17 protein-coding genes are annotated in these 20,517 nt (G+C 47.6%); all 17 read left to right on the top strand.

Going from position 1 to position 20,517, the window contains the following annotated elements:
• The first annotated feature begins 226 nt into the window (after nt 1-226).
• The 17 genes from C7H08_RS10140 to C7H08_RS10060 all read left to right on the top strand — a co-directional run bounded on the left by C7H08_RS10140 (nt 227) and on the right by C7H08_RS10060 (nt 20,498).
• Nucleotides 227-778: an acyltransferase gene (locus C7H08_RS10140; protein ID WP_106671634.1), complete on the top strand. Its 552-nt coding sequence runs from the start codon at nt 227-229 to the stop codon at nt 776-778.
• Complete coding sequence (locus C7H08_RS10135) at nt 775-2,007, top strand: MATE family efflux transporter (RefSeq protein ID WP_106671633.1); 1,233 nt, start codon at nt 775-777, stop codon at nt 2,005-2,007. The genes C7H08_RS10140 and C7H08_RS10135 overlap by 4 nt, the downstream gene beginning before the upstream one ends.
• Nucleotides 1,967-2,821 carry a glycosyltransferase family A protein gene (locus C7H08_RS10130; protein WP_106671632.1) on the top strand — a complete coding sequence of 285 codons (855 nt, stop codon included), beginning with the start codon at nt 1,967-1,969 and terminating at the stop codon, nt 2,819-2,821. The genes C7H08_RS10135 and C7H08_RS10130 overlap by 41 nt, the downstream gene beginning before the upstream one ends.
• Nucleotides 2,822-2,853: 32 nt before the next feature.
• On the top strand, nt 2,854-3,954 hold the full coding sequence (locus C7H08_RS10125; protein ID WP_106671631.1) for a polysaccharide pyruvyl transferase family protein: 1,101 nt from the start codon (nt 2,854-2,856) through the stop codon (nt 3,952-3,954).
• Nucleotides 3,947-4,984, top strand: a complete 1,038-nt coding sequence (locus C7H08_RS10120) for a glycosyltransferase (protein WP_106671630.1) — start codon at nt 3,947-3,949, stop codon at nt 4,982-4,984. Before C7H08_RS10125 ends, C7H08_RS10120 begins: the two co-directional genes overlap by 8 nt.
• On the top strand, nt 4,968-6,164 hold the full coding sequence (locus tag C7H08_RS10115; RefSeq protein WP_106671629.1) for a hypothetical protein: 1,197 nt from the start codon (nt 4,968-4,970) through the stop codon (nt 6,162-6,164). The genes C7H08_RS10120 and C7H08_RS10115 overlap by 17 nt, the downstream gene beginning before the upstream one ends.
• 73 nt (nt 6,165-6,237) lie before the next feature.
• Nucleotides 6,238-7,365, top strand: a complete 1,128-nt coding sequence (locus tag C7H08_RS10110) for a glycosyltransferase family 4 protein (RefSeq protein WP_308419943.1) — start codon at nt 6,238-6,240, stop codon at nt 7,363-7,365.
• A gap of 116 nt (nt 7,366-7,481) precedes the next feature.
• Nucleotides 7,482-9,034 (top strand): IS3 family transposase gene (locus C7H08_RS10105; protein WP_373284837.1). Its coding sequence is split into 2 segments (ribosomal slippage): nt 7,482-7,950 and nt 7,950-9,034, totalling 1,554 coding nucleotides; the frame shifts between segments, so codons are not numbered across the junction.
• Between the two features lie 269 nt (nt 9,035-9,303).
• A complete protein-coding gene (gene wecA, locus C7H08_RS10100; protein ID WP_227663099.1) occupies nt 9,304-10,365 on the top strand; it encodes a UDP-N-acetylglucosamine--undecaprenyl-phosphate N-acetylglucosaminephosphotransferase in 1,062 nt (353 codons plus the stop codon).
• A gap of 109 nt (nt 10,366-10,474) precedes the next feature.
• A complete protein-coding gene (locus C7H08_RS10095) occupies nt 10,475-11,899 on the top strand; it encodes an oligosaccharide flippase family protein (RefSeq protein WP_106671625.1) in 1,425 nt (474 codons plus the stop codon).
• 25 nt (nt 11,900-11,924) lie between these two features.
• Nucleotides 11,925-13,304 carry a phenylacetate--CoA ligase family protein gene (locus tag C7H08_RS10090; RefSeq protein ID WP_106671624.1) on the top strand — a complete coding sequence of 460 codons (1,380 nt, stop codon included), beginning with the start codon at nt 11,925-11,927 and terminating at the stop codon, nt 13,302-13,304.
• Nucleotides 13,301-14,443 carry a glycosyltransferase gene (locus C7H08_RS10085; protein WP_106671623.1) on the top strand — a complete coding sequence of 381 codons (1,143 nt, stop codon included), beginning with the start codon at nt 13,301-13,303 and terminating at the stop codon, nt 14,441-14,443. Before C7H08_RS10090 ends, C7H08_RS10085 begins: the two co-directional genes overlap by 4 nt.
• A gap of 187 nt (nt 14,444-14,630) precedes the next feature.
• Nucleotides 14,631-15,974 (top strand): asparagine synthase-related protein, encoded by a 1,344-nt coding sequence (locus C7H08_RS10080; RefSeq protein ID WP_188445139.1) that lies wholly within the window; start codon nt 14,631-14,633, stop codon nt 15,972-15,974.
• Nucleotides 15,971-17,128, top strand: coding sequence for a glycosyltransferase family 4 protein (locus C7H08_RS10075; protein ID WP_308419928.1), 1,158 nt, complete (start codon nt 15,971-15,973; stop codon nt 17,126-17,128). The genes C7H08_RS10080 and C7H08_RS10075 overlap by 4 nt, the downstream gene beginning before the upstream one ends.
• Nucleotides 17,129-17,131: 3 nt before the next feature.
• Nucleotides 17,132-18,427, top strand: coding sequence for an O-antigen ligase family protein (locus tag C7H08_RS10070; protein ID WP_106671621.1), 1,296 nt, complete (start codon nt 17,132-17,134; stop codon nt 18,425-18,427).
• Nucleotides 18,424-19,533, top strand: a complete 1,110-nt coding sequence (locus tag C7H08_RS10065) for a glycosyltransferase family 4 protein (protein ID WP_207768309.1) — start codon at nt 18,424-18,426, stop codon at nt 19,531-19,533. The genes C7H08_RS10070 and C7H08_RS10065 overlap by 4 nt, the downstream gene beginning before the upstream one ends.
• Nucleotides 19,530-20,498 (top strand): NAD-dependent epimerase/dehydratase family protein, encoded by a 969-nt coding sequence (locus tag C7H08_RS10060; RefSeq protein ID WP_106671620.1) that lies wholly within the window; start codon nt 19,530-19,532, stop codon nt 20,496-20,498. Before C7H08_RS10065 ends, C7H08_RS10060 begins: the two co-directional genes overlap by 4 nt.
• The last annotated feature ends 19 nt before the right edge of the window (nt 20,499-20,517 follow it).

The raw sequence follows: 20,517 nt of genomic DNA, 5'->3' as shown, positions 1-20,517 counted from the left end.
CCTTAGGTTATCGCAAAAGATAACATTGTGGCTATGCCAAGAGCATTCGACAACTAAGATTAGTGACTACAATCTGTAACCCCTGATTGAGTAATGGTCCGCGCCTGCGAATGAATCGCACTAGGCCTATATCAAACCGGCGGTACGCGGTGAAATTGTAAAGTGAACGTACTCGGATGGTATTCAATTTTATCAATATCTCGGAATTAAAATAGTTGGAACATGAATGATTAAGCGGGTGGTACTAAATATCTTATTCCTTCCTTTCTATTTCTTATCCGATGGGGTTGGAATAAAAAAATACTTGACTGTTTCGAGGCAACCCATTCTTATTAGGTCGAGATGGGAGAATGTTAATATTGAGGCAGACGTGAAGATCGGAAATCCTTCTTCTATCGACTTTTTTTCGCCGTCATACATCGAAACAAGAGGTAAACTAGCTAAGATATCTATAGGGCAGGGTACTTGCATCGGGAATAATGTTGCATTTATCGCCACTTCCGAAATAACGATCGGAAAGCGTTGTTTAATAGGCAATAATGTAAGGATCTACGATTCAGATTTCCATTCATTAGATATCTCTCGTTCAACAGCGAGAGCAATATCAAGCCCGGTTAAAATGGGGGATAACGTTTTTCTAGGCGATAACGTGATTTTATTAAAAGGTGTTAAAATCGGTGAAAATAGCATAATAGGTGCGGGAAGTGTAGTGACGAAGTCAATACCCAGCAATGTAATTGCCGCAGGGAATCCGGCGAGAGTGTTGAAAAAAATATGACGAACCGACTATTGGTAGCATATTCATTAGTTGGGATTATTTATAACGTTTTTTTGATGGTTTCATCTATTGTCTTTGTGCGCGCATTTAATCCAGAGGCAATTGGTGAATATTTTTACCTCGTTTTTTTATCGTCGGCTATATGTAATATAGCTCTATTTGGGAATGCGACCTATATAAATAAGCACCTGCAATTGGGAACAGGGGCTAACTTACAATCTAGACTTGTTGTTTTCTCATTTCTATCTATAGCTATATATTTAATAATTCTAACAAAAAGTGATCAGAGCTTTAGTGGCCTGTATGTATTTATGATTCTTTTTGAAGCGGGGCTGTTGAAAGTTGTCAAAGATCGTATTTTTACATCCTACTTAAGATCCTTAAATAGGTTGTCCGCCTATTCATTTTTTTTGATCGGGTCTTCAGTTTTGAGACTTTCGGTAACCTTTGTGATATTTAAATACGAAATAAAAATAGAGCACGCTATTATTCTTTATTTTATTATTACTCTGTTTTTCTCACTAATAGCCTTCGCTGCATTGATCAATCTGAAAGAAGGTTTTGGAGATGTTTCAATATCAAACTACTGCAGGGACGGCTCGCCATATTTCATAGCGACAGTATTTACAATGCTATATGACTATGTACCAGTTCTATTTTTGAAGTATTTTAATGGAAGCTCAGTGGAAATTGCTTATTATGTTTCGTCATATAAGATAATATCTATTTTTATTCTTGGTCTCGCCATCGTCTCCCCAGTTTTTCTTCAGTACCAAAGAAAAATTTACTTGAAAGAAAAACATGGGAAAAATGTAATGTCAGGTGCAATTTTTCTGATACTTGCGCTCAGCATTCTATACCTCCCGATTTTTCTGTTTCTACAATTCAACTCGTCATTTGTTATCGGTCTGATATTCGGTAGTGAATATGATGGCGCCGAAAGTACACTCAGAGCAATTTCTTACTGTATCTGGGGCTCATCAATAAACTTTATTGCCTTTGCAACGTTTCAAGCATTAGATTTACAGAAACTAGTTCCAAAAATTGTGGGCCCATTCGCTTTAGCAAATCTCGTTGCTACCTACTATGCGGCTCCTATGGGTTCCAGTTCAGTTGCGGTGGTTTTCGCAGTATCGATTCTGGGAAGCGCTGCTATAAGTTTTTATATTTTATTGAAAAGGAATATCTGTGAGCGACGCGCATTTTTGGATCGTGGTGCCATTCTATAATGGGATGAAATACTTTGAGTATAATATTCGCTCTTTAGTTGATCAAACCTACGCGAATGTAAAAATACTCGTCATTGATGATTGTTCTGAAGCTGTTCAGACTAGGCAGCTCAAAGCTCTATTGGATCAAGTAAACGACTCTAGAATTGAATATGTAAGGAACCATAAAAACCAGGGTTTGATGCGTTCCTTAAATCACGCGCTAAAGTATGTGGACTCAAAGTATTTTTTCATCCTAGGACAGGATGATGTCGTTGAAAAGAGGCATGTTGAGTCGTTTCACTACTTTCTAAAGAATATGGACGTTGAAGAATCAGCTGGACCTTCCATGGTGTTCTGTGATGCTAAATATATTCGTGGCCTAGAGCCATCAAACGCATTAGTTAGGGGAAAGAAAATTTCAAGATTCAGAAAAAATATGGAATTGAAATATTTCAGATTGATGTATTGGAACTATGTTGTTTCTACAGGGATCTTGCTTAATACAGATACATTGAAGAGTGTAGGTGGTTTCTGTACGGACTATAAAAACCATGGTGAATGGTTAACCTGGATAAGACTCGCTAGAGTTGGGAAAGTGAAAATTAATTATGGTGTAAACTCATGGTATAGGCGTCACCAAGAAAATATTACGAATTCGATGTTCAGTTCTCAGTTCTATTCAACATTCAGATACTACAATCATGTGGCTCATTACGCATATAGAGTTGCACCAGGTAGATTTCATAAATATTATGTTTTCCCCTTGGTCCTCATTAGAAACCTTTCACTGTTATTTGTAAAAAATATCAAATTAAGAGTGCAGAGCCTTTGATTTTCTTTGAATATTTTTTTTGGTCGCTTTAAGTGAAAATATTAATTGTAAATGAGGGCGCCAACGGCAATCTGGGAGACCAGGCAATTCACGAAGGATTGCTTGCATTGCTAGACGGCGCGGAAATTGATCGTATCAGTCTTGGGGTCGAACGCCGAAACGGCGCGCCAACGGATGCTGAAGGTAAACGAAAGATCCTAACATTGATTAAGAGTAATAGGCTCCTGTATGGTGCACTAAATTTCTTTAGAATTTTAGCCTATAACGTTAGGCGTTACAGTGGTGTCAAATCTAAGATTAAACAATCGGACAAAGTTATCATTGGTGGAGGATCCCTTTTAATAAATAATTCGTGGTCATTCCCAATATCACTTTTGATGATTTGTATGATTTGTTTGTTTACGAGAACGACATATGGGTTCTGTGGCATTTCTACCCGTAGAGAGAGGTCGTTGTTTGTAAATGCTATATTTAAGTTTTGTTTAAAAAGAGCTAGATTTATATATTTCAGAGATCATGTTTCCATCAAAGTTGTTGAGGAGAAATATGGTCTGGATGCCCGCTTTATCCCGGACTTCGCTCTAGTCCAAAGTGGTAGCCGTATCAATTCGACCTTCTCTTCGCAGCGCAATCGTCCGGCTTTCCTGGTCAATGTTATGGGGCCTCAGCCACATGGCTACTTCTCTGATTCTATTGCATATTCAGAATATATTTCATATTTAACTGAATTGATCTCAGAGCTGGCTGCTAGGAGGTTGCTAAAAGGTGTTGTGGTTACCGGTGGGCAGTCGGACATCGACATCGTTGCCAATCTACTAGCAAAAATTCGTCACATAAAAGTTGACGTTTTTACCCCCTTATCTGTAAAAGAGCTTCGCTCCCTCTATTCTAGCGTTGATTGCGTCATTGGAACGCGGCTTCACTCGGCAATTATTGCTTTAGGTAATAATATTAGTTCTCGATGTTTTAATTGGGATAAGAAAGTCGAGGGTTTTTTTTCAGAAATAGGACGTGCTGATTTGCTTTTTGATTGTACAACGAAAGTTGAAAACCTCATTACTGTGCCAATGGGAGTTGAGCTGGATCTAAAGGAATACTTTGATCATCTAAGAGAAGTTGTGCTAAATGAATAGATATAAGTATGTTCATATTATTACGTCTCTTGAAAGCGGTGGAGCGCAAAAAGCACTCATTGATTTTTTAAGTCTACAGAGCGAGCATGTTAGATCAAGAACGCTAGTGGTCTTCCTCATCAAGAAAAATTTTTATAATAGTAAGTTGTCTGAGCTCGGAGTAGATGCCATAAGGGGGGCGGGAGTTAAGAATTTTTACAACTTAGTTAAAATTATTCGAAATAAAAATAATGTAATAGTTTCGTGGATGTATCATGCTTCTATTTTCACGTTATTTAAGTTTGGTGTCAGAAAGAAAGTGGTGTGGACTATACATCATGGTAAATTGGATTTGGCAACAGACTCACTAAGTACATTACTTGCTTTTTTCTTTTGTGCCTTGTTAAGCCGACTTATTCCAGATGAAGTGGTGTATGTAAGTAATACTTGTAAGTCCGATCATATTAAGTTTGGTTTTTCGGCCACTAATGCCGTAGTTATTTACAATTATTTGAAGTTAGAAAAAGAGGTAGAAGTTAGCCAATCAAAACGATTTGATGTTTTGTTTGTAGGTAGGGCTCATCCAAATAAAAATGTTGACCTATTTATGGAGTTTTGTATTAAGTTATGTGCTATACAGAATAGAACTAAAGTTTGTGTGATCGGTGCTGGAACAGAACGATATAGAGAATTCGTTAGCGATAAATTTAAAGGTAATTTTTTGTTTTTGGGAGAAGTGCGAAACACATTGGAGTATTTCGCCGATTCTCGGGTTTATGTTTGTACCTCACGAGTAGAGTCTTTTGGGTTAACTGTTGTAGAAGCATTAAGGTCTGGCTGTGCAGTCGTTTGTCCTAATCAACCTATATTTCATGAAATTGCTGGAAGTGAAGCAAATTTTTTCGAGAAATATAGCGCTGATTGCGTTCTAGATTCTTACCTCGACTTGACGCAGCCAAATCCAAAGAGTGTTGAAGGCTTACTTTCTAGATTTTCCAAAGAGTCAACGGTACGTAGGTTAACGGAATTGTTAAATGAAAGTAATTTCTAGTATCGCATTCTTTGTGTCTCTAGTGCTGGTGCCGAGAATAGGTGTTTTTGATGTGTTTTTCATTGTCACCTTTATTTTGGCAGTTTTATTTTTTGGCGTTAAAAGAAGTATTCCTAGGAACAGGATGTTTTCTCAATCATGTTGGGTCATTCCTCCCCTCTTCATCTTTTCGGCCGTTTCTTTTCTCATGTTTGGTGATTTATTTGGGCTTCTTAGGTTTTTAAAATTTGCTTTTTTAATAGTTTTTGTGCCGTTGGTTATTTGTGAATTGGGCGAAAAAAATCTATTTAAATATCTTACTGTATGTCTTGCTTTATCTGTTTTGATTTTGTATTTTGAGTATTTTGACTTTTTTAGTGCTAAAAGTTTAATACGATATATTCAGGATTGGTTATATCCCACGGCACGCACAGTGGAGTATCGAGCAAGAGGGCTATTCCCAGGCTATTCTGCGGCAGGTGTCTCCTGTGGATTCATTGCTATGTTCTCTTTTTACTTTTCGATTATAGGGAAGATTAATAAATTTATAGGGTTCCCGTTATTCTTTCTGTCATCTACGGCCACGATTATTACGGGTCGAACTGGAATGCTTATTTTTGCTCTTTCGTTTTTGGTTTTTTCTACAATACTTTTGCCTGCTATTTTTTCTAAAATACGATTTTCTAGTTTTTTCGTGATGTCTGTGTCAAGTGTTTTTCTGATCTTTTTATATCAGCGCTTGGATGCTGATATATTTGATATTACTATTATCAGGACGTTTGAGTTTGTTTTTAACTATTTAGAGCATGGGTCCGTTTCTTCCGAAAGTACGACACAATTATATAAAACCTTTGCATTGCCTCACCAGCCTTTCGAAATATTTTTTGGTAATGGAATGGAGCATTGGTCTCCTCGATCCATGGCAATGGGGTCCCATCAGACAGACTCTGGAATCTTTCAAGTTATTTTCATCTATGGGGTGTTTGGATTTTTTCTTTATTACCTTCCGATTATATCGATTCTGGTCCGCACTTTTTCTTCGAATAGGACTCGTGCTGTTCATGAAAATTACTTACTCGTTTCAATACCGTTGGCATTCCTGGCAGAATTTAAGGGTCACTATATATACTCGTCGCTAATATTTGTATTGGTTTTGATTCCAGCTTTTTTTTCCACTCGTAAAGTCGCTATTGAAAGCTAGATTTTTATACGCACTATGGTGCATGTGATTTATGGTTCTGGTTCTTAATTTTCACTGAGAGTTTTGTCGGAGACTGGTTATTAAAATAGTATTTATTGCTAATACTGGTTGGTACTTAAATAATTTCCGAAGATCGACATTGGAGGAATTTGTTTTTCGAGGCCATGATGTTTCGGTGCTTTGCCCTCGTCATTCGGGCGAAGATCTACTGAGTGACGTTACGGTAGCTATTCAGACGTTTGAATTGGATAATGTCGGCACTAGTATTTTTTCGGAACTTCGTTCTCTGTTTGAGATTTATTTTAGACTCAAGCAGCTAGAGCCTGATTTTGTTTTTTCATTCAATCCTAAAACTAATCTATATTCTTTACTGAGTTGTGAAATTCTTGGTGTTCCTTGTGTACCTAACGTTTCAGGTGTCGGCAACGCTAGTCAGTTGGTTGGACTGAAGGCCATTATTTATAAGTTTTTGTCGAGGTTTTCGTATAAAACGGCTAAAAAGATCTTTTTTCAGAATGAAGAGGATCAACATGCCTTTTATGAACTAGGAGTTCTAGAGTCCTTATCATATGAAATCTTACCTGGTTCCGGTGTTGACTTGAGTCGATTTCAACCCACGTTGCCGAGGCCGTCGAGGCCTTTTCGTTTTCTGCTTGCGTGTCGGTTGATTCGCCAAAAAGGCGTATTGGAGTATCTCCAAGCAGCTGAATTAGTCGACCGTACTACTGGCCGGTCAGTCGAATTCTGGCTGGCCGGTGTACCTGATAACTCAGCCCGTGCTGTATCAAATGCTGAAATTGATGAATATGTTGATAAGGGCATCATTCGTTTTTTGGGGCAGGTTCAAGATATTGCCTCGATTATGCCGGAAATTGATTGCGTTGTTCTTCCGAGTTACTACCCGGAAGGTGTTCCTCGAGTCCTATTGGAGGGAGCTGCCTCCGGGAAGGTTTTGATCACCACTGATCGGCCAGGTTGCCGCAACGTTGTTACTGAAGGAGCGAACGGATTTTTTGTAACACCTGGATCAGTTGATAGCCTGCTCTCGATCTTTGATCGAGTTTTGTCACTTACAGATTCCGACTTACAAGAGATGGGGAAATCATCCCGGGAACTTGCTGAATGCCGATTTGATGAACGTTTGGTTATTGATGCTTATTTAAATAGTGTTTCTACCATCACTGGAATTACCCATTGTTAATTTTTCGATTAAATTATGTTAGAAAAATATATAATTTTCGAGTCTTGATCCCCCCCTCTGGCAGGATAGTTGGCACTACTTAATTTTTAACCAGTTGGGCGGTTCAGGTGTTGATAGTGCCTCGTTACTCGGATGAACGTAAAGCGGCCGTTCTGGCGAAGTTGTCCCCGCCCCACAGCATGACGGTTGCGGCTTTGGCCAGAGCTGAAGGCATTTCGGATCAGACCCTTTATAATTGGCGTACACAAGCCAGAGAAGAAGGTCGTCCTGTGCCCGGATCCAAAGCCAGATCAGAGCAGTGGTCAGCAGAAGCCAAGCTTGCCACTGTGATCGAGACAGCCACGCTGTCGGAAGAAGAACTCAGCCAGTATTGCCGGGAAAAAGGTCTTTACCCGGAGCAGATACGTCGTTGGAAAGAAGAGTCCCTGCAAGGCTTTCAGCGCAGTGCCGAGCGAGAAAAACAACTGCGCAAGAAAAGTCAGGCCGACCAGAAACAGATCAAGAAACTGGAGCGGGAGCTGCGGCATAAGGAAAAGGCGTTGGCTGAAACGGCCGCGCTACTGGTACTGCGAAAAAAGCTGGATGCGCTCTGGGAGGACGACAACGGGGACGATTGCCCCCGGTCCCTGAGCGCAGGGTAATGATTGATTTGATCCAGGAAGCCAAAGGCGCTGGAGCCCGGTTGTTCCGGGCCTGTGATGAAGCAGGCATTGGCCTGCGCACCTATCGTCGCTGGTTCCGTGAAGGTTCGGTGCAGGTGGATAAACGCCCGGAGGCGGTTCGTCCAGAACCTGCAAACAAGCTCAGTGAAGAGGAAAAACAGAGGATTCTGTCGACCTGCAACTCGGCTCGTTACCAGAGCTTGCCACCACCCCAGATCGTGCCGTCTCTGATGGACGAGGGGTTATACCTGGCCTCTGAGTCGTCGTTTTACCGGATCCTGAAAGTCCATAACCAGTTGAGCCATCGAGGTCAGAGTCTGGCTCCCCGGCGCTCAAGAGAAGCAACAACGCATCATGCCCAGGGCCCGTGTGAACTCTGGTGTTGGGACATTACCTATTGTGCCTCCACCGTTCGCGGACACTTCTACTACCTGTATATGTTTGAAGACGTATACAGCCGGAAGATCGTAGGGTACGAGGTCTACGAAGCTGAAAGCGGCGACTATGCCGCCGAACTATTGCAGCGCTGCCTGCTGCGGGAGAAATGTCTCCACCGACCTCTGGTGCTGCACTCTGATAATGGTGCACCGATGAAGGCTCAGACCATGAAGGCTAAGCTCGAAGAGCTGGGCGTCCTGCCTTCCTACAGTCGGCCCCGGGTTAGTAATGACAATGCGTTTGCTGAGTCGCTGTTCAAGACCCTGAAATACCGGCCCGAATGGCCCTCATCGGGCTTTAAGAGCCTGGAGGATGCCCGGCGCTGGGTGGATGGCTTCGTGAACTGGTACAACACCGAACACAAGCACAGCAAGCTGAGGTTCGTGACACCGGAAGAGCGACATGAAGGTAAGGATGTGGCGATCCTGGCACAACGTCAGCGGGTGCTGGAACAGGCCAGAGAACGAACTCCTGGCCGCTGGGGAACACGTCCGGTCAGGAACTGCGAACCGGTAGGGCCTACGACGCTGAACCCGGAAAAATCGATGGTGGAAAAAGACGCAGCTTAGACGGAAAAACAGTGCCAACTACCTTGAAAAACACCGATCCTTAAAAGGAAGCTTTTGACAAGCAGGCTAGAGTCGTTATCAAATAAATCTGTAGTAGCCCTCATTTGAAAGGTGGCAGGTTAAATAAAGTCAAATCCCAAAACGTCGGTAACCCTGCCTGCACCTGCATTGTTACACTTCGGCATTAATTTCTAAAATGTTAACTGTTCACCATTGCTATCGTGAAGTAGTTACTTGACGGTACCGCCACACCTATTTGAGACCTCCTTATGGAAGCGGCTAGTTCGATCGGCTTGATGGCCGGATTCTTTGCTTTTATATCCCTCTGTATTTTGCGGCCGATAGCCGGTTGGCTGCGACTGCTGGACACCCCTGATCATCGAAAGCACCATAAAGGCGCAGTTCCTCTGGTTGGTGGTCTAAGTGCGTTTCTGGGTTTGTCTTTGGCCTGGATGGTGTGGATGCCGATGGGCAGTGCCCATGGGTTGTTTTTAGCCTGTGCCGCGTTGTTGGTGATTATGGGTGCGATAGATGATGCCCACGACTTGTCCGCCAAGTTTCGGTTGGGCGTTCAGGTGTTGTTGGGGGCGGTGTTGACGTTCGGCTCTGGCATTTCTCTGAGTTCATTCGGCAATGTGCTGGGTTTGGGGTCGATAGAACTTGGGGTACTGGGCCCATTTGTGACGATCGCCGCAGTCATTGCCGCGACTAACGCCTTTAATATGGTGGATGGCATTGATGGCCTGGCGGGGAGTTTGTCTCAGGTGGCGCTGGTGTCGCTGTCTGTGTTGTTCGCCGCGCGGTCGGGCTTTGGCGCTGAGCTGACGTTGGCACTGGGCATTACGTTTGCGCTGGTGCCATATATGATGGCTAACCTGCGCATTCCTCCGTTCCGCCGCCGGATCTTCATGGGCGATGCGGGCTCGATGTTTATCGGGTTTGCAGTGGTGTGGTTGTTGGTGAACGCCACCCAGCCTGGCGACATGGCCATGCGCCCGGTGACGGCGCTGTGGATTATCGCCATTCCGCTGATGGACATGGTGGCGATTATGGTGCGCCGCGCCCGCAAGGGCCAGTCTGTGATGAAGCCAGACCGGGACCACCTGCATCACATTTTCATGCGGGCAGGCTTCTCTGACCGGGAAGCACTCTTGATGATTACGGCGGTTGCGTTGCTGTTCGCCGGGGTAGGGTTGCTGGGCGAGTGGTTCGGGGTGCCGGAGTGGGTAATGTTTGCAGGGTTTGTGGGCTTGTTTGCTATGTATGATTGGTCTTTGAATCATGTTTGGCGGTTGGTGGTGGTGGTTCGGAAGCGGGTGGGTCATCATTGAGGCATCGTTTGTCACTAATTACTTCTGGTATAGTCCCGCTTGATAAGTTGTATTCCCCATGTAAAGCGTCTTAATAAAGGCGCTTTTTTTGTTTAGGGCGCCTGGTTTTATGCTGCTTCGTCATACACTTTACTATTTCACCGCCCGTGGGCTCCCGGGACTGGTCAATTTCGCTGCCCTTGCGGTGTTTACACGCCTGTTGGCGCCAGAGGAGTTTGGGCGGTACGCGCTTGTTGTTGTTGGTGTTGGTTTAGCCAATGTTATTTTGTTCCAGTGGTTAAGGCTGGTTCTCGGGCGTTTCTATCAGGTTAACCGGCATTCTCCAGATCAGTTTCTTGGGGGAATACTGGCGCTATTTTTCTGTGTTGCAGTACCGATTACCGGGGCTGGGCTGGTTCTTGCGTTACTCTGGCCAGATCCCATCTGGCGGCAGTTGTTGTTGTTGGCGGTCATGCTGTTGCTGACGCAGGCGTGGTTCGAGCTGAGCCTGTCGCTTGCACAGGCCAGTGTTAAGCCCGGGTGGTATGGTCGGCTATCAGGTACAAAAGCGCTGGTGTCTATTCTGGTGGGGGGTGCCTTGGCCTGGATTGGTTGGGGCTCATCAGCGCCGATTGTAGGCCTTATTCTTGCCCATGTTGTCGCGCTCCTTTTGTTTGCTGTTAATGCCTGGCGTGGGCTTTCCCTGCGGTTGCCCGCCAGAGATGTTCTGTATAGTCAGTTGAGATACGGCTTGCCGCTTACCATTACATTTGCTTTGTCGTGGGTGGTTTCGGGCTCAGACCGGTTGATCATTGCCTGGATAATGGATGAGCAGGCAGTTGGTGAATACGCAGCAGGCTACGACCTGGTGTTCCAAACCTTGATGTTGGTGCTGACTATCATCAATACGGCAGCCTACCCATTGGCGGTCAACGCGCTGGAAAGGGGGGGCGAGTCAGCCGCGATGGGGCAGTTAAAACAGAATGGGCAATTGATCTTTGTAGCGGCGGTTGCGGGTTGTCTTGGCCTGATAGCACTTGGGCCGCAAGTGGTTGAGATTGTGATCGGCGAAGAGTTCCGCAGTGCTGCGATGATGATTTTCCCGTGGGTGGCCTTGGCGGGTGCGATTGCCGGCATCAAAGCGTTTCATTTTGATCTGGCGTTTCAGTTGGGAGTGGCCAGTCATTGGTTGGTATTAACAGGGGGCATTGCGGCAGTGGTTAATGTGGGGCTGAACCTGTTGCTCATACCGTCATTTGGTATTTTGGGGGCGGCATGGGCTACACTCGCGGCCTTTGTTACGGCATTGGTCACCGGTGCTGTGATTGGGTGCCGTATTTTCAGTATGCCTAGTGTAACCCCGATGCTTTGGAGAGCGGTGGTGGTTGGTGCCTTTGCCGGTGGGTTTGCATGGGCGGGCGCAAACGCCTTTGACGGGGTTTGGTCTGGGGCGGTGGGTGGATTGATGGCTGGAACGTTTGCCGGAGGTTTTGCGTGTTGGTTGGTGGATGTCGCGGGTGTGCGGGTAATGCTGTCGAAGAGGTTTCGTAGTTGAATCGGACTAATTTGAAGGACATGATGTGAATACTAAGATGAGAGTCGGCCTATACCGGGGCTGGATGCGCCTCACTGGAAGAGGGCCGCAAATTCAGCTTCATCAGGAGTGGCAAAAAAAGCAGTATTTGCCCGCTGATCAAAGCCAGCAGGATCATCTTGACGCATTGGCCCGAATGCTTCTGCACGCTAACACGCATGTCCCCCTCTATCAGAAGCAGTTTGCGATGGCGGGCTTTAATACGGCCGCTATAAAAGCAAACCCTTGCGCTGCACTCGAAAGCCTGCCGTTGCTTGATAAGAAAATGCTACGTGAGCATTTTGAAGATCTCAGTTCTGATGACCTTGATGGCCGTCAATGGCACGTCAATACCAGTGGTGGCAGCACTGGTGAGCCGGCACGTTTTATTCAAGACAGCAGCTATCATTATTATGGTATGGCGGGTAAATCGCTATTTGATGATTGGTCGGGATATTCGGGCGGTGCGCCGCGGGTGATCCTGTGGGGGTCAGAGCGGGATTTATTGGTTGGAAGGGAATCGTGGAAAGCGCGAGTTGGGCGATTTTTAAGAAATGAGTATCCGCTGAATACATTCCGTATGTCTGAAGCAGACCTGCGGGGATTTGTGGATGTCATTAATACGGTGCGCCCGGCGCAGATCACGGCTTACGTTGAGAGTGCCTTTGAGTTGGCTCGCTTGGTTGAACGTGAGGGGCTTTCAATCCACTCGCCAGACGGGATTGTTACGTCTGCTGGAACGCTGTTTCCCCATATGCGGGAAGTCATTGAACGGGTTTTCCGAACTCGGGTGTTTAATCGATACGGCTCTCGAGAGGTTGGTGATGTGGCCTGTAACTGCGCAGAGCAGGACGGGCTGCATATCAATCCATATACACATCATGTAGAGATACTGAGGGAAGACGGAAGCCCGTGTGAGCAGGGTGAAGTTGGTGAAGTGGTTGTGACTTTGCTTACTAATCAGGCTATGCCGCTTTTGAGGTATCGGATTGGTGATATGGCGTCTTGGTCTGGGGAACTTTGTGAGTGCGGCAGGCCGTGGCCTGTGATGAAGGAGGTAGCTGGTCGAGTCAACAGTATCCTCAGAACGATAAACGGCACTTTTGCTACTGCGGCGCTGAGCACGATGATGTACTTCAAGGATGCAGAGAAAACCAGGCCGTTTGAGTCGTTTGGTCGGTATCAACTGGTTCAGAAAAGCCTTGATCATCTGGTTGTCAGGCTTGCCATTGAAAACCTGGAATTATTCGCCGAGGAGCGACCAATTCTGATCAAGAACATCAAGGCAGTTTTTGGAGATGATATACGCCTTGATGTGGAGACGCCCGCAACGTTACCCCGTAATGCCAGTGGTAAGCACATTTATATCTGGAGCGAACTGGAATGAAGGAGCGTTTGGCGATTTTTGTACCCTCTGTAAGTGGTGGCGGAGCTGAGCGGGTGATGGTTATTCTGGCCAACAGCTATTCAGCCCTGGGATACGAGGTGGACCTGGTTTTAGCAAAGGCCGAGGGCGCTTACCTTGACCAGATATCGAAATCGGTAAACGTTATCGATCTTAACGCCTCACGCGTGTTGCTAAGTATTCGCGGTCTGGTGCGGTATATCCGGGAATTCAGGCCTGATGCCATGCTCTCCGCGCTTGCTCACGCAAACATTGCCGCTATCATTGCGCGCCGCTTTTCTGGTATTTCTTTCAGGTTGGTGGTGAGCGAAAGGGCCAACCTGTCGGTTTCTGCATCCAATGCCGGCACCTTACGGGCAAGGTTAATGAAACGGTTCGTTGCCTTGGCATATCCGTCGGCAGATCATGTGATTACGGTGTCTCAAGGCGTTGCCGAGGACCTTGTGGCGGGCCTTGGCTTGTCCCCTGAACAAGTCACGGCTGTTTACAACCCGGTGGTAGACAACGCCCTGATCGAGAAAAGCCATTTGGCGCTAAAGGATGATTGGTTTACGGGCAACACGATCCCCGTTGTTCTTGGTGCAGGAAGGTTGGCACCGCAGAAGGATTTCGCCACCCTGATCCAGGCAATTGCCCTGGTACGGAAGGCGATGCCGGTCAGGCTTGTTATTCTGGGTGAGGGCGGATTGGAAGCAGAGCTCTCCGCACTGGCAAAGGAGCTGGACATTGAGAACGATGTAAGGCTTGCGGGCTTTAAGGAGAACCCTTTCCCTTATATGCGTGCCGCTTCTTTGTTTGTTCTGTCATCTGCATGGGAGGGGCTGCCGGGAGCATTGATTCAGGCGATGGCCTGTGGAGCTCCTGTTGTCTCTACCGATTGTCCTGATGGCCCTTCGGAAATTCTTGAACAGGGGCGTTGGGGGCGTTTAGTGCCGATTGGTAATGCTGAGCTGATGGCTGCCGCCATACTGAAAACCCTGACGGATTCCTCGCATCCTGACGTTGAGTGCAGGGCGCAGGACTTCTCTGTGGATAAAGCAGTGAAGGGCTATCTGGATATTCTTTTGCCGAATCATCCCGCAAACGTGGTTAATGCGTCGCCTTCTCAAGAGGTGGGTTAATAATATGAGCAAGGTGACAAGAACTGCTGGCGGGAATCCCGCAGTAATGGAAGGTTATCAGGGATGGTGGACAAAGCTGGCTGGGCATCTTGGGGCCGTTTACCCATTCTACGATACCGGGACGCCGGACTTTTGTTCACTAGACATAGGGGAGCTGTTGGATCGCCGGGTTGCCCAGGGTGAGCCCGTGGAGTTGGACCCTATAGCGGTTGCCTGCAAGGTAGGTTTGCCTTATCTACTCGGGAATCGAACGCTGGTCACGGGAATTGAAAGAGCACCTTGGGTTGAGAAGCCGAATGGGGATGGTGGTTGGGAGCTGATGCCGCTACCTGAGCATCGTAATCGAGTTCCTGATCAGGATGAGTTTGTAAAGGAGTTTGTTGGAACGCTCCAGTCAGAGCTTGAGGGTTACATTGAAGGTTCGTCCACTGTCGGCATTCTGCTGAGTGGTGGAATGGACAGTCGCGTGGTGGCAGGGGTTTTGCGCAAGGTTCAGGAGCAGAATCCTGGCGGGTTTGATGTGGTGGCATTGACCTGGGGAGCAGCCGGTTCTCGGGATGTGGTTTATGCGGAACGTATTGCCCATCAGTTTGGGTGGGCGCTTGAGCATTTCCCTATTTCTGTTGAAACACTGCGAGACAACATTGATGTTGCTGGGCGCGCGGGCGCTGAGGTGTCGCCTTTGCATTTACACGCTATGCCTGCCATCTCTGGTTTGAGTGGCGTGGACGTTATTCTGGCGGGCAGCTATGGGGATAGCGTAGGGCGAGCCGAGTTCTCTGGGGTTCGCGTAGGAGATTTAAAACCAATCCTGCCTACTAACATTGACCCCTTCGGCCTTCTGAAGCACTCCGTTAAAAAAATGTCAGGGCCTGGGTTGTTGCGGGACGTTCGCTGTTCAGGCCACTATCGGGCTGAGAATTCTCTGGTGCGTAACTGTGAGATCGAGCAGGAAATGCATTACATGCGCCGTATGCTGCAGGGGTGCATGCTTCACATTGGCCGTGAGATCCCGTTGTGTCAGATGTTTACCGCACCTTCTGTGTTCGGCTTGATGTGGCAGTTGGCTCCCGAGCAGCGTGGAGATAAGTGGTACGGGCATATTCTGGATATTTTGCCGGGCCGTCTGTTAGATATTCCGTGGGCCAGGACGGGTGCACGCTATCTTGACGAGTCAGCAGAAGGCGACCGGTTGCCTAAGTCATATCACTCCTATGGTGAGTGGCTTCGTAATGATTTGCGGGGTGTCATTGAGTCTAGGGTTAACAGTGACGTTATTCGGGGGCTTGGCATCTTTAATGAAAAGGGGTTGGACCGCTCCATGAATGCTTGGCTGAAAGCTCGGACGAAGGGAAGTAATTCGCTAGATGAAGTAATGTCTTGGCTGGCTTCTTTGTATGTATTCCTTGAGGCTTATCCGGTCTCATCTCAACTGGCGGAAGATAACGCGTTGGCAGATTCAATTTCAGCACTGCGTGGTGGCGTTTATGGTCAACTTTATGTTCGCGCAAGAAATTATCTCAGAGAATGACAGGGTTTCCCGAAGAGAATAAGGAAATGAGGGTTCTACACGTAATTACCAGTCTTGATAGCGGTGGCGCCGAGGGCGTGTTGGCAAGACTTTGCCGTGCTGATCACTCCAACGCTCATCACGTTATTTCGCTTATGGACGAGGGGGTATATGGCTTACCGCTTAGGCGAGCCGGTGTTCAGGTGTACTGTGCCGGAATGCCCAGAGGCAAAGTGACGGTTAAAGGGCTCTTCCGGTTGTGGCTATTCATACGCGAAGCTCGCCCGGATGTGATTCAAACCTGGATGTACCATGCAGACTTTCTGGGCGGATTGTTGGGGCGGCTGGCTGGCGTTCGGTCCATTGTTTGGGGTATCCGAAACACAGATCTGGAACCCGGAAAATCCAGCCGTTCCACGATCTTGGTGGCAAAACTGTGTGCGAGAATATCTTCTTGGTTACCTGCGAGGATTGCCGTTTGCGCTGAGAAGGCGGCAGAGGTTCATGCCAGGCTTGGTTATTGCACAGGCAAGATGACGGTTATACCCAACGGGTATGATTTGGCTCGCTTTAAACCGCTACCATCTTCGGCTGAGGTGATAAGGCATGAGTTTCAAATACCCGCAAGTGATGTCTTGATAGGGATGGTAGCTCGTTTTGATCCGTATAAGGATCACGGGAATTTGATCTCTGCTTTGGAACAGCTCGATGAACGCGGTGTGGAGTTTCGCTGTTTACTCGTGGGTGAGGGAATGGACTCTGGTAACTCCAAGTTGATGAAGTTTATTGAAGACGCGGGTCTTGAGAAACGGATTATTTTGGCCGGCCGGAGGGCCGATATTCCAGTGGTGATGAGTGCGCTGGATCTTCATGTGTTGTCGAGTTTGAGTGAGGCTTTTCCCAATGTCATTGCAGAGGCAATGGCGTGCGGTACCCCCTGTGTATCAACCGATGTTGGTGACGCATCGCTTATTGTGGGTGATACCGGCTGGATAGTGCCGCCAGGGAATTCTGACAAACTTGCGGCGGCTGTGCAGAAGGCCATTAATGAAATCTTGGACGCGGATGAATGGGGATCGCGTAAGGCTGCAGCTCGAACGCGAATAGAAAACAGATTTTCTTTAAAGGGCATGATCACGAGCTTTGATTCACTTTGGCAAGCTGTTTTGAGGTGATCAATGCACATAAAAGCGTCTGATATAAGTACTCTCTCTCGAGCTCTAATCCTGCTCTTTGTTTTCTCGATTCCATGGGAAGAAATGGTTGTTATACCGGGAGTGGGTACGTTAACTAAGGTTTTCGGGGCGCTGTCAGCACTGTCTTTGATTCTTTATATGGCCATTCACAAGCGTGTTTATTGGCATATATTTTTCAGTTTTGGGTTTGCTTTTGTTATTTTTAGCGGGCTCAGTGTGTTTTGGTCTATAGACCGCCCGGCATCGTTTACGCGTGTCAGTACTTATACCCAGCTTTGCGTTATGGCGTTTCTGATTTTCCAGATTGCCGATCGCTCTCTGGTAAAGCAGATGATGGTCGCCTTTTCGTTGGGGTGCTGGGTTTTGGTGATCGGCACCTTTCACCAGTATTTACTTGGTATTGAATCTCACCATGAGCGCTATTCTGCGCCCGGGACGAACCCCAATACGTTGGCGGCTGCGGTTGCGGTAGGTATTCCTATGGCTGTGGTTGGTTTGCGGCAGAATGGTATGCCAGTTTGGCTATACGGTTTGTTGATAGCGCTCATACCCGCTGGCCTGGTCACCATCAGCCTTACCGGCTCCCGCACGGGGTTTGTGCTTATGATTCTGACTTTATTCGCTTTGGTCGCCTATTTGGCTGGCCTGGCGAGAGGGGTTCGTTGGAAAACCGTCGCCTTTTGGGGGCTTACATACGGAATACTCATAAGCCTAACGCCAATGGCCGCCACGGAGCGTGGCCTCGGTGCGTTCCACGAGCTGATTTCCGCAATAGAAGGGGAGCCTAAGCCGGTAGAGGGTGAGGGGGCGCATTCTGGTGCTGTTGCCAACGAGGTTAGTCAAGGGCAATCAGGCGTATCTGTGAGGGAGTCGGGGACACTTAGCAGCCGAACCGATATTTGGGGAGCTGGTTGGAATGTATTTATAGAGAATCGTTGGCTTGGCGTTGGTGCTGGGGCTTTTGGATCATCCGTCGCGGAGGCGCTTGGAGGGCGGCAATCGCCCCACAGTGTATACCTGGGCTTGCTTGTTGAGGGTGGAATTGTTGCGTTGGCGTTGTGGCTGTTGATGATGAGCGCAGCTTCGTACTCTTGCCGATCTATTCCGAGTGACAGTCGATTGTTTATAGGTTTGCTGCTGTTCATGTTGTTCCTCCTGTTTCTTGTCGGTAACGCCGAGTGGCGGAAGATGACGTGGTTACTGATGATGTTGCCTCTGGTGTTCACTAAAACCGAAGGAGCGGCCAGGCAAACCAGCGAGGAGGGCACCAAGGCTTGAGAATTGTCTATGTTATTACCCGCTCTGATGTAATGGGCGGGGCGAGTGTTCATCTGCTGGACTTGGCCTTAGGTATGCAAGAGCTTGGGCACGAAGTCATGGTCCTGGTGGGCGGGCAAGGTGTAGTGGTCGATCGCGCTGCGCAATTTGGCTTGGAGTGCCTGCCATTGCGCTACATGGTGAGAGAAATTTCGCCGTTGGTGGACCTGAAAGGTTATTTCGAGTTGCGTAAAAAGCTGGCGGAATTGAAACCGGATGTTGTTCACCTTCACTCCGCGAAGGCAGGCATTCTCGGGCGCTTGGCGGCTCGAAGTCTATCTATTCCTGCGATTTACACCGCCCATGGATGGCCATTTACAGAGGGTGTCTCTGAACAAAAACGGAAACTATTCGCGTTTATTGAAAGGGCCATGGCCAAGTTGAGTTCGCGGATCATTACGGTTTCTGAATATGATCGGGATATCGCTATTGAGTCGAAAGTGGCGGATGGCGATCAATTAGTGGTGGTTCATAACGGTATTCCAGATGTGCCTGTTAGTAATAAGTCGCCTGAGCCAGGGCTGGATACAGTTAAGCTGGTGATGGTGGCGCGATTTGAAGAGCCCAAGAACCAGCGCGCGCTGATCGAGGCGCTTGCCAGTGTTGAGGATCTGAATTGGACTCTGGAGTTTATTGGCGATGGCCCAAACCTTGAGAGTGTGGAAGAGGTTACCCAGGCGTTGGGCTTGTCTGGGCGTGTGATGTTCCTTGGGTCCAGGGATGATGTACCTGCGTGTTTAAGTGCCGCAGATGCTCTGGTGCTTGTTTCCCGATGGGAGGGGTTGCCGCTTACGGTCTTGGAGGCTATGCGGGCGGGCCTGCCGGTGATTGCTTCAGATGTTGGTGGAGTTGGTGAGACCGTGGGGCATGGTGTGACAGGCTATCTGGTTCCGAGGGATAGTAAGACGGAATTGATTGAATCACTCAGGAAGGTAATAAGCGATCCGGCGGTTCGCCTGAGCATGGGTAAAGCGGGGCGCCAAAGGTTTGAAGCTGAATTTACTTTTGATGGGATGCTGCACAGAACCCTTGCGGTTTACCATCAAGTGATCGGGGCGCGCGGATGAGAGTTGTCGTTACAGGTGCTTCGGGGTTTGTTGGCTCGGCGTTGGGTCGCGCGTTACAGCGCAAGAATGGAGTGGATAGCGTTATCGGTTTGGTTCGCGAGGAAAAAACAGAGCTCGGTTTTGCCACTAGAGCCGCCGGCAACTTGTTTGAGGGTAGTCATTGGCGTGAATGCCTTTATGGAGCGGACGTGGTTATACATTTGGCTGCCCGCGCCCATGTATTAAATGATGGCCATGAGGACCCTTTGACGGAGTTTAGGCGTGTCAATGTAGATGGCTCGTTAAGAGTGGCCGAAGCTGCGTTGAAGGCTGGAGTAAAGCGGTTCGTTTTTGTGAGCTCGATAGGGGTTAATGGCAACCAGACGTCAACATCTCCGTTCAACGAATTAACGCCCCCCGGTCCGGTTTCGGACTATGCGGTTTCAAAGTGGGAGGCAGAGCAGGCTCTGAGCAGGTTCTTCTCTGGGACGGGAGTAGAATTGGTGATTGTTCGGCCGCCACTGGTATACGCAGGGGATGCTCCGGGGAACTTTCAGCGTTTGATGTGGCTGGTAGCGAGAGGGTTGCCGTTGCCCTTCGGTTCAGTGGATAACCAGCGAAGCATGATTGCCTTGGAGAATTTGGTCGACTTCCTGATTTGCTGTGCCCGGCACCCTGATGCGGGCGGCGAGACGTTTTTGGTCTCAGATGGAGAGGATTACTCGCTGTCGGAGATGTTGGCTTTGCTCGCTCTGGGTATGCGCACACGCCTTGTTCAGCTGCCGTTTCCGCTGGTTTTGCTACAGGGGGTGGCGCGATTGTTTGGTAAACAGGCGCTGGTTGATCAGCTTTGTGGATCACTACAAGTGGATTCGAACAAAGCCCGAGAGCTTTTGGGGTGGCAGACTAAAGTAAGCGCGCGTGATGCCTTGGTTGATTCAGGTAGATCTTATGCGCGGCTGACATCCAAACAGAGTAAGTTGTGACTATATTTACATTAAGGTT

The organism is Marinobacter halophilus (genome assembly GCF_003007685.1).
GTDB classification, from domain to species: Bacteria; Pseudomonadota; Gammaproteobacteria; order Pseudomonadales; family Oleiphilaceae; genus Marinobacter; species Marinobacter halophilus.
This window is presented reverse-complemented; position numbering and strand designations above follow the sequence as displayed.